Source organism: Bacillus inaquosorum, from assembly GCF_023238325.1.
In the GTDB taxonomy this organism is placed as follows: domain Bacteria; phylum Bacillota; class Bacilli; order Bacillales; family Bacillaceae; genus Bacillus; species Bacillus inaquosorum.
The window spans coordinates 314,483-327,420 of the sequence record NZ_CP096592.1 but is presented as its reverse complement, the minus strand read 5'-3'; the positions used below and the strand labels follow the sequence as shown (position 1 = coordinate 327,420).

The 12,938-nt window shown below is 45.7% G+C and carries 11 protein-coding genes; 3 read left to right on the top strand and 8 right to left on the bottom strand.

Annotated features, from left to right (window positions below; genetic code table 11):
• Positions 1-5 precede the first annotated feature (5 nt).
• From M1M80_RS01760 to M1M80_RS01745, 4 genes are all read right to left on the bottom strand, one after another.
• Positions 6-971 (bottom strand): L-lactate dehydrogenase, encoded by a 966-nt coding sequence (locus M1M80_RS01760; RefSeq protein WP_060397876.1) that lies wholly within the window; start codon positions 969-971, stop codon positions 6-8.
• 174 nt (positions 972-1,145) lie between these two features.
• Positions 1,146-3,125, bottom strand: coding sequence for an alpha-amylase (amyE, locus tag M1M80_RS01755; RefSeq protein WP_060397875.1), 1,980 nt, complete (start codon positions 3,123-3,125; stop codon positions 1,146-1,148).
• 260 nt (positions 3,126-3,385) lie between these two features.
• A complete protein-coding gene (locus tag M1M80_RS01750) occupies positions 3,386-3,877 on the bottom strand; it encodes a DUF6773 family protein (protein WP_003241211.1) in 492 nt (163 codons plus the stop codon).
• 115 nt (positions 3,878-3,992) lie between these two features.
• A complete protein-coding gene (locus M1M80_RS01745; RefSeq protein ID WP_060397874.1) occupies positions 3,993-5,426 on the bottom strand; it encodes a YfcC family protein in 1,434 nt (477 codons plus the stop codon).
• 148 nt (positions 5,427-5,574) lie between these two features.
• On the opposite strand from M1M80_RS01745, the gene M1M80_RS01740 reads away from it, so the two are divergent.
• A complete protein-coding gene (locus M1M80_RS01740) occupies positions 5,575-6,726 on the top strand; it encodes a M20 peptidase aminoacylase family protein (RefSeq protein ID WP_003241215.1) in 1,152 nt (383 codons plus the stop codon).
• Between the two features lie 40 nt (positions 6,727-6,766).
• Here the strand turns inward: M1M80_RS01740 and opuAC are convergent, their stop codons facing one another.
• The 3 genes from opuAC to opuAA are packed head-to-tail and all read right to left on the bottom strand — an operon-like array spanning position 6,767 to position 9,754.
• Entirely contained in the window at positions 6,767-7,648 is an 882-nt protein-coding gene (opuAC, locus tag M1M80_RS01735; RefSeq protein WP_060397873.1) for a glycine/proline betaine ABC transporter substrate-binding protein OpuAC, read from the bottom strand.
• Positions 7,648-8,496, bottom strand: a complete 849-nt coding sequence (gene opuAB / locus M1M80_RS01730) for a glycine/proline betaine ABC transporter permease subunit OpuAB (RefSeq protein WP_003241221.1) — start codon at positions 8,494-8,496, stop codon at positions 7,648-7,650. The genes opuAC and opuAB overlap by 1 nt, the downstream gene beginning before the upstream one ends.
• Position 8,497: 1 nt before the next feature.
• Positions 8,498-9,754, bottom strand: a complete 1,257-nt coding sequence (gene opuAA, locus M1M80_RS01725; RefSeq protein WP_003241223.1) for a glycine/proline betaine ABC transporter ATP-binding protein OpuAA — start codon at positions 9,752-9,754, stop codon at positions 8,498-8,500.
• Positions 9,755-10,043: 289 nt separating this feature from the next.
• Here opuAA and M1M80_RS01720 point away from each other — a divergent pair, with 289 nt between their 5' ends.
• Both M1M80_RS01720 and M1M80_RS01715 read left to right on the top strand, forming a co-directional pair.
• Positions 10,044-10,346, top strand: coding sequence for an ArsR/SmtB family transcription factor (locus M1M80_RS01720; protein ID WP_080010733.1), 303 nt, complete (start codon positions 10,044-10,046; stop codon positions 10,344-10,346).
• 68 nt (positions 10,347-10,414) lie between these two features.
• A complete protein-coding gene (locus tag M1M80_RS01715; RefSeq protein ID WP_104010212.1) occupies positions 10,415-11,581 on the top strand; it encodes an MFS transporter in 1,167 nt (388 codons plus the stop codon).
• Positions 11,582-11,610: 29 nt separating this feature from the next.
• Here M1M80_RS01715 and niaP read toward each other — a convergent pair whose 3' ends face one another.
• Positions 11,611-12,813, bottom strand: coding sequence for a niacin permease NiaP (gene niaP / locus M1M80_RS01710; RefSeq protein ID WP_060397872.1), 1,203 nt, complete (start codon positions 12,811-12,813; stop codon positions 11,611-11,613).
• Between the last annotated feature and the right edge of the window lie 125 nt (positions 12,814-12,938).

Below are 12,938 nucleotides of genomic sequence, written 5' to 3'. Positions count from 1 at the left end.
TGCGATTAGTTGATCTTTTGTTCTGCAAAATGCGGTTTTAAGATGTTTTTAAGGACGCCGGCGCTGTGAAGGAACTGTTCTTTTTCTTTCTCATTTAAGTTCAGCTCAGTGATGCCTGCAACTCCTCCGCGGTTTACGACAGCCGGAACGCCGATGTACACGTCATCTGCGCCGTATTGTCCGTCCAAATATGTGCTGACAGTTAAAATGCTGTTTTCATTATGAAGAATGGCTTTTGTAATGCGGGCGAGGCTCATCGCAACGCCGTAATAAGTTGCACCTTTTTTCTCAATGATATGGTAAGCGGCGTTTTTCACGTCATCTACGATCTGGTCAAGCTCCTCTTGTTTGTACGCATCGTTTTTCTCAACGAGTTCACTGACCGGCACTCCGCCGACATTTGCGTGGCTCCAGACAGGAAGCTCTGTGTCGCCGTGCTCTCCGATAATATGTGCGTGCACGTTTTGAGGGGCTGCGCCAAAGTATTCGCTCAGCATGTAACGGAATCTCGCAGAATCTAGTGTTGTACCGCTTCCGATCACCCGCTCTTTTGGCAGGCCGCTGAATTTCCATGTAGCGTAAGTCAGAATATCAACCGGATTTGTCGCGATTAAGAAGATGCCGTCAAATCCGCTCGCCATGACTTCACTGACGATGCCTTTGAAAATCTTTAAGTTCTTTTCTACTAATTCAAGGCGCGTCTCACCAGGTTTTTGGTTTGCTCCGGCGCAGATGCAGACAATATCAGCATCCTTGCAGTCTTCATATGTTCCGTAAGATGTTTTGACCGGTTGCGGCGCAAACGCCTTTCCGTGGTTTAAATCCATTACATCGCCCATTGCTTTTTCTTTATTTAAATCAATGACCACAAGCTCATCTGCGATCGCTTGGTTAATTAACGCAAATGCATAACTGCTACCAACAAAACCCGCTCCGATTAAAGCTACTTTATTTACATGTTTATTCATCATTAATCATCCTTCCAGGGTATGTTTTTCTTTGATGTCTGTTTGTGAAGTATTTCACATTTATATTGTGCAATATTTCACAAACTATTGCAAGAGAAAAGTTTTGTCTGATTTATGAACAAAAATAGAAACCATCTAGGATGGTTTCTTGGGAATTTTCCCTCTGATCGCTTGCCCTCAATGAGGCAGAGAACCGCTTAAGCCAGAGTCGTTATATAAACCATTTTGCACGTAATCAAAGCCAGGCTGGTTCTGTCCAGGCACTTGGGCGCTGCCATTATTAAAAATCACTTTGGCGTTGGTTGTATCCGTATCCGCCGGCAGCGTCAGCGTGTAAATTCCATCTGCATTCTTAGTCATTGCTTTTCCCGGCCAAGATCCGGTCAATTCTATTGCCCGGCCTCCATCATGTTTATAGATATAAGCATTTACTTGGCCCCAATGATTCGGATTTTGATAGCCAATTGTTTTGGCCGCAGACGGGTCTCTTTTTACAAAGCTGTACTCTTGGGCCCTCGTTACACCATCACTGTTCGTTCCTGTTAACGTGATGTCGTATGTTGTGCCAAATGGATCTCCTTTTCCGATCGTTAATTGGTCTCCATCCTTAAACGCTGTCTCTTGCCCATTATTGATTTGATACACGGCTTTTGCTGTATTCGCATCTGCACGCAGGGTGATCGTCAATTGATCATTGAAAGAATGGGTTACCCCTGTTTTGACATTCTCAAGGAAGACATGAGGTGCATTTTCAATATCGTCAGGATAAAGAACAACCACTGATCTGGCATTGATCGTGCCTGTCAGTTTACCGTCCGTTACTTGAAATGAACCATCCCCAGCTTTATTAGCATAGCTGCCATCAGGTAATTTCGTTAAAGCATTGATGGTGACAGAAGATGAACCTGCATTTGCCAACACAACGCCATGTGAGCCGCGCTGATTCATGAATATCTGGTTATTTCCATTCGGATTCGAGAGTTCCTCAGGCTGTCCAGCCATTACATTGTGAAATGTATTGACCGCAGCGATAGCCTGATCTTCAAATAAAGCACTTCCGCGGTCGCCTATTTGGCTTTTCCCTGGGAATCTCACACCATTTCCGCCGCCCTCAGGTCTGGAAAAGAAGAGAGGCGTACTGCCTGAGCGAGAAGCAATCACTGCCCAGCCTAAACGAATATCGTCATCACTCATCCATGTAGACTCTTGATCATCATTGGCATACGTATCATGCGATTCCACCCATGTGACTAACTTGTCCGCAGCCACATCAGATGCATAATGGGAGATATTCGACACGCTAAGATTACGATTCTTTAAAGCGGACCTTATGGAATGTCCATAGTTAGATGCTGTCACATTCATATAATTCGCATATGCGGCATCTCTGGAGGCACTATCTTGCAGGATTTCTCCGTATTGGAACTCCGCAGATGTATTTGTGATATTCGGCCAAAATTGACTGCCGTAATTCCCATCATCAGGAAGCTCTATATGTTTGGCGGCATCAAATCGAAATCCGTCTGCCCCATCATTCAATGCTCTTTCTAAGAAACGTTTCAGATAGGACTGTACTTGTGTATTCTGTGTATTCCAATCATACAGCCCGAGCAATGAATTCTGCGTGACATCCCATCGATCTGACCAGTTTTTAATTTGTGTGTTTCCATGGGTCCAGTTTGGAATACTCTTAATCTCATTGGAAATCGCAGCATAGTCACTGGTGGTATGATTGATGACCGCGTCAACAATGACCTTTACGCCATATTCTTCAGCTGCTGCACACATTTCTTTAAATTCTTGTTCAGTACCTAAGTAACGGTTGCCAATTTGGTACGATGTCGGCTGATACAGCCAGTACCAGTTTGACATGCTTTTATCTCCTTGATTCCCTTCCTTTACTTGGTTAATCGGAGACGTCTGAATGGCTGTATATCCTGCATCATGAATATCCTTCATATTATGTTTTAACGTATTGAACGACCAATTCCATGCATGAAGAATGGTTCCGCTTTTGATCGACGGTGCTGTAAGCTCATTCGATTTGTTCGCCGTTTCAGCACTCGCAGCCGCCGGTCCTGCCAGAACCAAATGAAACAGCAATAAAAATCCAGCGAATAACGGCAGTAAAGAGGTTTTGAATCGTTTTTCAAACATTCTTGACACTCCTTATTTAGTTTTTGAAGACTTACTGCGGAGTCAAAAATCCCTCTTACTTCATCCTTCCGCTTCCTCCTTTCAAACGAATGTGAAGACTGGAGAATTTTGTTAACGCTTACATTTCAAATTATCACATTCACCCTATCAAAACAACTTGATAGAGAGAATTCAAATCTATATTCCTATCCTAATAAAAACGCTGCCCCGAACTGTGAGCCGTTTCCCTCACTTTACAAACAAAAAAAGAAACCATCTCACTAAGATGATTTCTTTTCTACTTCTTCTTTTATCGCTCTTCTGTAAGCCAGCTTCACAATCACGTATCGAAGCAGAAACAAAGCGCCGCCGCAGACGATAAAAAGAAGGACCATTTTCAGCCAAGCGAAGAATGTATGGGGAAGCCCCCTGTCGTACATCGTAAGCACCACTACCGCAAAGGCGACCGCAATTGACTCTATTCGCTGCTGCTTCACCCGTTTTTGCAGTTCTTCTTCGGTGTCTATTCTCGGCATGAGCATCCCAGATGCTGCTGCCCTGATGCAGTAATATAAGATGATGATGAACAAAAACACAAGGCTTGCAGCCCATTCTTTAAACGGAAATTCAAACATAATGCCGCGGATGATCACATCAAGAAGCGCAAAAGCACCCGCTATTATCCCAATCTCCGACCAGATTTTTTGTTCATTTTCTTTTACTCTCTTATTTTTCCCATTCACGCCTGAAAGTCTATTACGCAGATTATTCATGACCTTCCTCCCGCACTTTTACGAATGGCTTATGGCTTACATGTTACAATAACAGCCTGCGCTTCTGCAATGATTAACTCAAAAGCCCGCCGTACAAGCCGGCGGGCAGCAATCGTTAAAACGGCCCCCAATTGATCATGACGCCGATCACAATAAAGACAAGCCCGATCAAAAACCAAATCAAAGCAAGCGGCACCATAAACCGCAGCCACTTGACGTACGGAATGCCGCTGGCGGCAAGCACCGCCATGAGAACGCCGGATGTCGGGTTCACACAGTTGACGACTCCTTCTCCAAGCATAACCGCCTCCACTGCAACCTGTCTCGTAATTCCCATCAAATCAGCAAGCGGCGCCAGAATTGGAATAAATACAACGGCTTCTCCAGACCCTGAAGAGATGAGAAAGTGAAGAAGCGCACTGGCGATATACATACCGATCGCGCCGGCAATCGGGCTGAATCCGTCCAAAAGCGATGCCAAGGCATTGACGACTGTATCGAGGAGCTTTCCATTTTCAAGAATGACGGAAATACTTCGTGCCATCCCGACAATCAGCGCCCCGTATACAAGGCTTTGGCAGCCCGTAATGAAGGTTTTGGCAATATCGTTTGCCGCAAGTCCGCCTATTAAACCGGCAAGGACAGAAATAAAAATAAACGTCGCAGCCATTTGGGAATCAGACCAGCCCAGCTTTAAAGCGCCGTACAAAAATCCGATCAGCGACAGTCCCGCCACAGCCAAAATCAGCTTATGGCGAACGGTAAACGGCACTGACTGATCTTCTTCTTTACCCGTTTCACCCATTCCTGCCGCCGGGAACCAATTTGTTCCTAACACACTGGCATCCTTTGATTTTTTTAATTTCCTCGTATACAGATAGATATAAATAATAGAAGAAAGCAAAAAGCATATGTATATCACAATACGCAGGCCGATCCCCGAAAAGAGCGGCAGCTCCGCGATTGATTGCGATAAACCGAGCGGGGACGGTGATAAAATAGTAGAGTTAAATCCAGCGTAGCAGCCGATGTAAATAACAGCGGCGCCCGCGACTGCGTCCCATTTTAAGGATCGTGCGACTATGAGGCCGATGGGTATAAATCCGATAACTGAATTCACGACAATTCCGGTTGTCCCGAGAATGGAGAACAACGCGCCGACAATACAAATAAATAATAATTGCTTTGTGCGGAATTTGCTGATGACATTGTAAATCAGGCCGTTGATGGCGCCCGTTTTTTCTAAAATGGCAATGGTGCCGCCTGTGAACAAAATCAGAAAGATGATTGGTGCTGATCCGACCATTCCATCCTGAAGAGAAGTAAAAAAGCTGATCAGGCTGACCGGAGACTGTTCAATTGAATGATAGCTTCCCGGAACAGCAGTCGTGACATCTCCCTTTGTCACGCGGTCAAATTCTCCCGCCGGTACAATATACGAAGCAATAGCGCAAATGAAAGCAATCATAAATAAGAGGACATAGGCGTCAGGCATTTTAAATGTCGTTCGTTTTTTCTTAGGTTGTGTTTCGGCCGCTGGCATACTCATATTTCGATTCATCCCCTCCGTTTGAAAATATTCATTATTCTGAAAAGTAGCAATATGTGCTATATTATATACAGCCTATCTTCCTGTTTCAATATAAATAAAGTAAAGAAGGTAAAATTCATTTTGATAGAAGGAGGTACTTCTTCCCATGCAAAAGCTTTCCGAAGACATGAAACAAACCGTTATGGATATCTTCGAGCATCTGCACGCGAACCCTGAAGTCAGCTGGAAGGAATATGAGACAACTGCATTTCTCAAACTAAAGCTTGAGGATTTGGGATGCCGGACGCGCACTTTTTCAGACTGCACCGGGGTTGTTGGCGAGATCGGTTCGGGCTCGCCGGTTGTAGCTGTTCGCGCTGACATTGATGCGCTATGGCAGGAGGTCAACGGCACATTCCGCGCCAACCATTCCTGCGGCCACGATTCACATATGACAATGGCGCTGGGCACGTTAATGCTGCTGAAAAAACAGCCCGAGCTTCCGAAGGGCACGATCCGTTTTATCTTTCAGCCGGCTGAGGAAAAAGGCGGCGGCGCCTTGAAAATGATAGAAGAAGGCGTGCTTGATGATGTCGACTATTTGTACGGCGTTCACGTCCGTCCGATTCAGGAAACACAGAACGGGCGCTGTGCCCCTTCCATCCTGCATGGGTCAAGCCAGCATATTGAGGGAACGATTATCGGAGAGGAGGCCCATGGCGCCCGCCCGCATCTCGGGAAAAACAGCATTGAAATTGCGGCATTTCTCGTACATAAGCTCGGACTCATTCATATTGACCCGAAAATTCCGCATACCGTTAAAATGACAAAACTTCAAGCCGGCGGTGAAAGCTCTAACATCATTCCAGGAAAAGCGTCATTCAGCCTTGATTTGCGCGCTCAGACCAATGAAGCCATGGAGACGTTAATCGCCGAAACAGAAAGAGCCTGCGAAGCGGCCGCCGCTGCATTCGGCGCGAAGATCGAACTGCAAAAGGAACACAGCCTTCCTGCAGCAACACAAAACAAAGAAGCTGAAGCGATCATGGCAGAAGCAATTACAGATATCATCGGGGCTGAGCAGCTTGATGAACCGCTTGTCACAACCGGCGGTGAGGATTTCCATTTTTATGCGGTGAAAGTGCCGAACCTGAAAACAACTATGCTCGGACTCGGCTGCGGACTTCAGCCGGGACTCCATCATCCCCATATGACCTTTGACCGAAACGCGATGTTCAACGGCATTCATATTTTAGCGAATGCCGTACTCAAAACGTTTCAGAAAGCGGAATCACCCGCTGCCGCTAACGCTTCTTAACAAATAAAAAAAGCAGCCTGGCTACAGGCTGCTTTCTTCATTATTTCTTCAAATCTTCAATTGAGTTGACGTTTTTCATATATTGAGGCACAACAAGACCCATCTTCACGCCAGTCATACTGGTGCCTATATCGTCATATTTGCCTTTGTATTTAGCGGCGTATGCTTTATGGGTATTCGGCAGCCATGCGGAAAGGGATGCGTCGGCGCTTCCCGTCGCAACCGCGGTCCACATTGGACCGGCCTCTACCTGAGTAAGCGTGACGTCATAGCCCAAGTCTTCTAAGACTTTGCCAACCACGTTTGTACTTGCAATCTCACTGTCCCACGCCACATAGGCAAGGTTGATTTTGTCACCCTTCACCTTTTGAACGCCTTTTGTCCACTCCGCAATCTGATCTTTGTGTTTCTTCACATACTCAGCTGCGGCTTTGGCAGGTTTTTCGCCTTCTTCCACCTTGATCATGACTTCGCCCATGTCGTCTTGCGACCATTTAAACTGGCTCAGTAGCTTTACGGCATTCGGCTGTTCTTTGCTGAAGCCTTTGCGCGTGATCGTATGGATTTCCTCTGAGCTGCCATAAGATTGTTTCGGATCATCGAGATATTTCAGCTTATATCTGGAGAACATCCAGTGCGGTGTCCATCCTGTAATGATGATCGGTTTCTTACGGTCGTATGACTTTTTAAGCGTTGCAGTCATCGCGGCGCTTGACGCCGAAATCAATGTCCAGTCTTTCAGGTCATAATCCTTCATCGCTTGATCGGTCAGGGCCATAATCCCTGAACCGGGGTCAATCCCGATGATGGTCTTATTTACCTGTTCAGCCGCGGTTGCATTTTCATCGCTTTCCGACCCGCAAGCCGCAAGTGAGAGCGCCAGCATGGCGGAAACGCCGATACCGATGATTTTTTTAAGCATCAGGCATTCCCCCTGCTTTTCTTCTTCACTTTAATATTTTGAGTAATGCGGTCCAGCGTAATGGCAACGATAACGATGGCGATACCGGCCTCTACGCCGACCCCTGTTTTCAGCTGTGTAACGGCACTGTATACTTCAGAACCAAGTCCAGGCGCACCGACCATTGCGGCGATAACAACCATTGATAACGCAAGCATGATGCTTTGGTTGATTCCGGCCAGAATGGTTTTTGTCGCAAGCGGAAGCTGAACTTTAAACAAACGCTGAGCTGTTGTAGAACCGAACGCCTCAGTCGCTTCAATCAGATCCGCCGGCACTTGTTTAATACCGAGAACAGTCATGCGGATTGTCGGCGGCATCGCGAAGATAACAGATGCAACAACACCCGGCACAACACCGATGTTGAAGAAGAAAATCGCCGGCAATAGATATACGAAAGCAGGCATTGTCTGCATTAAATCAAGAATAGGCGTTACAATACGGCGAACTGTTTCTTTCTGGGACGCCCAAATTCCGATCGGAACCCCGACCACAATCGAAATAATCACAGATGTCAAAACAAGCGCCAATGTTTGCAGCATTGGGTCCCAGTATCCTAAATAATCAATCAGGAGGAATCCAATCAATGTAAATAACGCAATTCCCCTCGTACTGATCCACCACGCAAGTGCGGCGAAAATAATCGTTAACAAAATAGATGGGATAAATCCAAGTCCGCTGACAATTCCATTTACAAAAGCGGCCAATCCGTTTGCGATTCCGTCGAAGAATCCGCCAAACGTCATCGTAATCCAGTCAACAAAACGGTCAATGATATCTGCTAAAGGTATTCTAGGCAGTCTATCCATCTTACTTCACCTCCTGTGCAGAAGGATCTTGTGTTTGTTCGTCAGTGCCTTCAGCATTGATATACTCGTTATTGCCGGCAAGCGCGCCAATCAGTGCGCCTTTTACGACAATCCCTTTCATTCTTTGCTTCTCATCTACAACCGCAATTGGAATATTCGCGTCAGAAACAACGTCAAAAATCTCTGTCAAATACGTATCCTCTGGTACAGTCGTAAATTCTGTATTCAAGATATCTTGAAGTGACAAATCAGATTCAGCCGCTTTTTTCGCATCAGACGCATAGATAACACCTAACAATTTCTTTTGTTTATCCACTGCGTAAATTGAAGAAATTCCAAGGTTTTTCATCAGTGTCAATGCCACGCGAGGCCCTTTATCAATCCGCACTGTTTCAGCACGTTTCATAATGTGGCCTGCTGTGAGGACTTTAGATAAATCAACATCCTCGACGAATTTCTCAACATATTCGTTAGATGGATTCATCAGGATTTCTTCAGGCGTGCCGATTTGAACGATGTTACCGTCCTTCATCAAAACAATTCTGTCGCCGATCCGCAACGCTTCGTCCAAGTCGTGCGTAATAAAGATAATCGTTTTTCCGACATTATCGTGAAGATCAAGAAGTTCATCCTGCATATCTTTACGAATCAATGGATCGAGCGCACTGAACGCTTCATCCATCAGAAGAATGTCCGGATCATTTGTCAACGCGCGGGCAAGGCCGACACGCTGCTGCATCCCGCCGGAAAGCTGGTCAGGATATTGGTGTTCAAACCCTTCAAGTCCGACGAGCTTTAAGGACTCAAGCGCTTTTTGCTGACGCTCTTGTTTGTCTACACCTTGAAGTTCCAGTCCGTATTCTGTATTTTCAAGTATCGTTCTATGCGGGAACAGAGCGAACTTTTGGAAGACCATGCTGATTTTCTTCCGGCGGACTTCCCGGAGCTGGTCTTTAGACATATTTGTTATCATGTCACCATCAATGTAAATATTTCCGGCAGTCGGTTCAATAAGCCGGTTTAACATCCGTACTAAAGTTGATTTACCGCTCCCTGATAGACCCATGATGACAAATATCTCACCATCATATACATCAAAATCTGCCTGATTTACCCCAACGGTTGATCCAGTCGCTTTCAGGATCTCTTTTTTTGTCTTTCCGTTGGCAAGCATTTGAACTGCTTTCTTTGTTTGTTTCCCAAAAATTTTAGAGACTTTCTCGACTTTTATCTTAATTGGTTTCTCATCTACACTCATATTTTCCCTCCATATTAAGCAATCTTTATTACCGTAACATTTATGTAACATCCCACACAAACAGCATATTCTCTTTTATTCTGTACCATTTCTTTATAAACATCCATGTAACGGCATGACCTTATTTATGCTTCTAAATGCTCTGTAATCCTCCTTTATGATTGTATTTTACGGGTGATATTTCGCCCATCTTTAGTTGAAAACGCTTTTACTGCATCTGAATTCCTCCTCCCTTTTATGACTTCCTGCTCCTTTACTGGAAAAATAAGTTGCTTTTCCACCCCCGATTTTGTATTATAGTTTCATGACTATGAAACAAACAGATGATCAAATCAGAGCCCAAATTTTTAAAGCCCTGTCTGATGAATCGAGGCTTGCCATTATTCGTACGCTTTATTACAGCGGAAAAGAACTCAGCTGCGGTGAAGTAGGTGAAAAATGCAATATTGTCAAAACCACAGCATCTTATCATTTTAAAACGCTGCGTGAAGCGGGGTTGACGGCAACCCGGAAAGATTCGCGGACAAAATATGTCAGCCTGCGTGAAGACACATTTCAAACATACCTGCCAGGCTTTTTGGAAACCCTCTAAAAAAGGGTTTTCTCTTTACATATCTGTTTCATAGTTTCAAACTTATAAAACTATAGGAGTGACAAAAATTGAAACATATTTGGCTTTTTTTCAGTGTGATGTTTGTCATTGGCACGGATACCTTTTTGCTTTCGCCGCTTCTCCCGCTTTTACAGGATCAGTTTCATGTCTCTACCGATTTGTCAGGCTGGATGGTCAGTGCTTATGCGCTCGGTTATGCGCTGTTCGCTTTGGTTGCGGGCCCGATTTCAGACCGGCTTAACAGGAAAACAGTCATGCTGTGGGGACTTGCAGGCTTTATCGTATCCACGTTTTTATGCGGCATCGCTCCCTCTTTTGCCGCCATGTGCCTGTTCCGTTTTGCCGCAGGCGTTAGTGCTGCGTTTGTGACGCCTCAAATTTGGGCGTCCATCCCTGTCATCGTCCCGCCTTCTCAGATCATAAAAAGCATGGGGATTGCGACAGCAGGATTGGCCGCTTCACAAATGCTGGGACTTCCCATCGGAGGTTTTTTCGCTTCCTTTACATGGCATACGCCATTTTTCGTTCTGTCAGCTTGCTCGCTTGTTCTTCTATTGATTCTGGCGGCAGCCATGCCTGATATTCGTCCTTCTGCACGCCGTCCGTCAATATTGAATCCATATCGGGAGCTGTTTTCACTGCCGAAAACAACGGTCATCCTGTTTGCCTATTTTCTCTTTCAAACCGGAAATTTCGCTTCGTTCAGCTTTCTAGGCACTTGGCTTTCTGCGGATTATCATTTAACCGTTTCGCAAATTGGCGCTGCTATGCTTGTACTCGGACTGGGAAATATGCTCGGAAGTCTTATCGGCAGCCGAATTTCAGCAAAGCTGGGCATGTTTCAGACATTGATCGGCGGCATGCTGCTGATGGGGGCTCTCTATTTCTGTCTCCCTTTCTTTCCTCACTTATTTTTAGTGGAAATGAGCTTTTTTCTCACTTTCTTTACAGCTGGCATTATCTTTCCGTTAATGATGGGTGTCTTTCAATCCATTTCACCAAACGCACGTGGAACCATCGCTTCCCTTTCCAATGCCGCTATGTATGCAGGAACCACTGTCGGCACATGTGTTGCAGGTTTTTTATATCAAAGGACACAGCATTTCGGAGCCGTCACAGGATTTACTGCCATTCTGTTCATACTGTCTATGACGCTCTACCAGACAATCAGAAAAACCGGAAAACGCCAAACTGAAGCCCGAGTGCAAATGTAAAAAAGCACCTCATTCAAGAGGTGCTTTTCCTATTCAAGCTCCGTTTGTTTCGTTTCTTTTCCCATAATCAAAATACAAACAACCGCGAGCAAGATTGCAATGCAAAAGATTGAAAAGATGACTGAAAATGAAATATGACGGGCTGCGAGCGTTCCGACAAGCAGAGGCCCGAAGATGCCGCCGATTCTTCCAAACGCCGCTGTCGTTCCTGAACCTGTTGCGCGAATCGCTGTCGGGTATTGCTCCGGTGTATAGGCATACAGCACGCCCCACGCCCCAAGATTGAAAAACGATAACAGCATTCCAGCTGTAAGCAGAAGGCCTAAGGAATCCGCCGTTCCAAAGAAATAGGCGCTACCTGCTGTACCAATCAGGTAAATGACGAGTATCCACTTCCGGCCCGCTTTTTCGATCAGCCAGGCGGCAGAAAAATAGCCCGGAAGCTGAGCAAGCGTCATCAGCAGGACATATTCAAAGCTTTGAATCATGCTGAAGCCTTTTAGCAGCATGACACTAGGGAGCCACAGGAACATGCCGTAATAAGAAAACACCACGCAGAACCAAACGATCGACAGCATCACTGTCGCCCTTATATACTGTCTTGCCCAGACGCTTTTTACATTCTCCCACACCGATTTCTTTTTGGCAGAAAGCGACTCATATTTCGGTGAATCAGGCAGACTCGTCCGCAAGTACAGAGCATAAAAAGCAGTCAGCGCGGTTAACAGCAAGGCAGCCTGCCAGCCGAAGCTCGGGATCACAAAGTAAGAAATCAGTGCCGCTACGAGCCAGCCAACAGCCCAAAAGCTTTCCAGAAGCACAATCACTCTGCCCCTCTTTTCAGGCACAACCGCTTCCGAAACGAGTGTTGAAGCGACTGGAAGCTCGCCGCCAAGCCCCATTCCGATCACGAAACGAAGAATAAGAAATGCCGATAAGCTCGTCACAAAAGCTGAAATGCCGCTTCCGATGGAAAAGCACAAAAGGGTAATGATAAACACTTTTTTCCGGCCGATTCGATCAGCCAGCAGACCAAACAAAAACGCACCCGCAGCCATGCCGATGGAATTGACGCTTCCGATCCATTTCATTTCTTCGGGCGACAGATTCCACTCCAGATGGAGCGCGGCGATAATAAACGATAATATTCCGACATCCATTGCATCAAACAGCCACCCCAAGCCGGCGACGCCCAGCAGTTTACGCTGGGATATAGGCTGTTGTTTTCCCATTGCCAACACCTCTGATATGCAAAATAATTACCGTTTAAGTTTACACCTGTCTTTACACATTGTCATTAACTAAATGATATAAACGAAAAACCCCGCTTATGTTTCACAAGCGGGGGGGGGGTTTA

Bases quoted from the DNA above. Each gene is read 5' to 3' on its own strand.
- M1M80_RS01760 (WP_060397876.1), bottom strand. From the start codon at position 971: ATGATGAATAAACATGTAAATAAAGTAGCTTTAATCGGAGCGGGTTTT.
- amyE (WP_060397875.1), bottom strand. From the start codon at position 3,125: ATGTTTGAAAAACGATTCAAAACCTCTTTACTGCCGTTATTCGCTGGA.
- M1M80_RS01750 (WP_003241211.1), bottom strand. From the start codon at position 3,877: ATGAATAATCTGCGTAATAGACTTTCAGGCGTGAATGGGAAAAATAAG.
- M1M80_RS01745 (WP_060397874.1), bottom strand. From the start codon at position 5,426: ATGAGTATGCCAGCGGCCGAAACACAACCTAAGAAAAAACGAACGACA.
- M1M80_RS01740 (WP_003241215.1), top strand. From the start codon at position 5,575: ATGCAAAAGCTTTCCGAAGACATGAAACAAACCGTTATGGATATCTTC.
- opuAC (WP_060397873.1), bottom strand. From the start codon at position 7,648: ATGCTTAAAAAAATCATCGGTATCGGCGTTTCCGCCATGCTGGCGCTC.
- opuAB (WP_003241221.1), bottom strand. From the start codon at position 8,496: ATGGATAGACTGCCTAGAATACCTTTAGCAGATATCATTGACCGTTTT.
- opuAA (WP_003241223.1), bottom strand. From the start codon at position 9,754: ATGAGTGTAGATGAGAAACCAATTAAGATAAAAGTCGAGAAAGTCTCT.
- niaP (WP_060397872.1), bottom strand. From the start codon at position 12,813: ATGGGAAAACAACAGCCTATATCCCAGCGTAAACTGCTGGGCGTCGCC.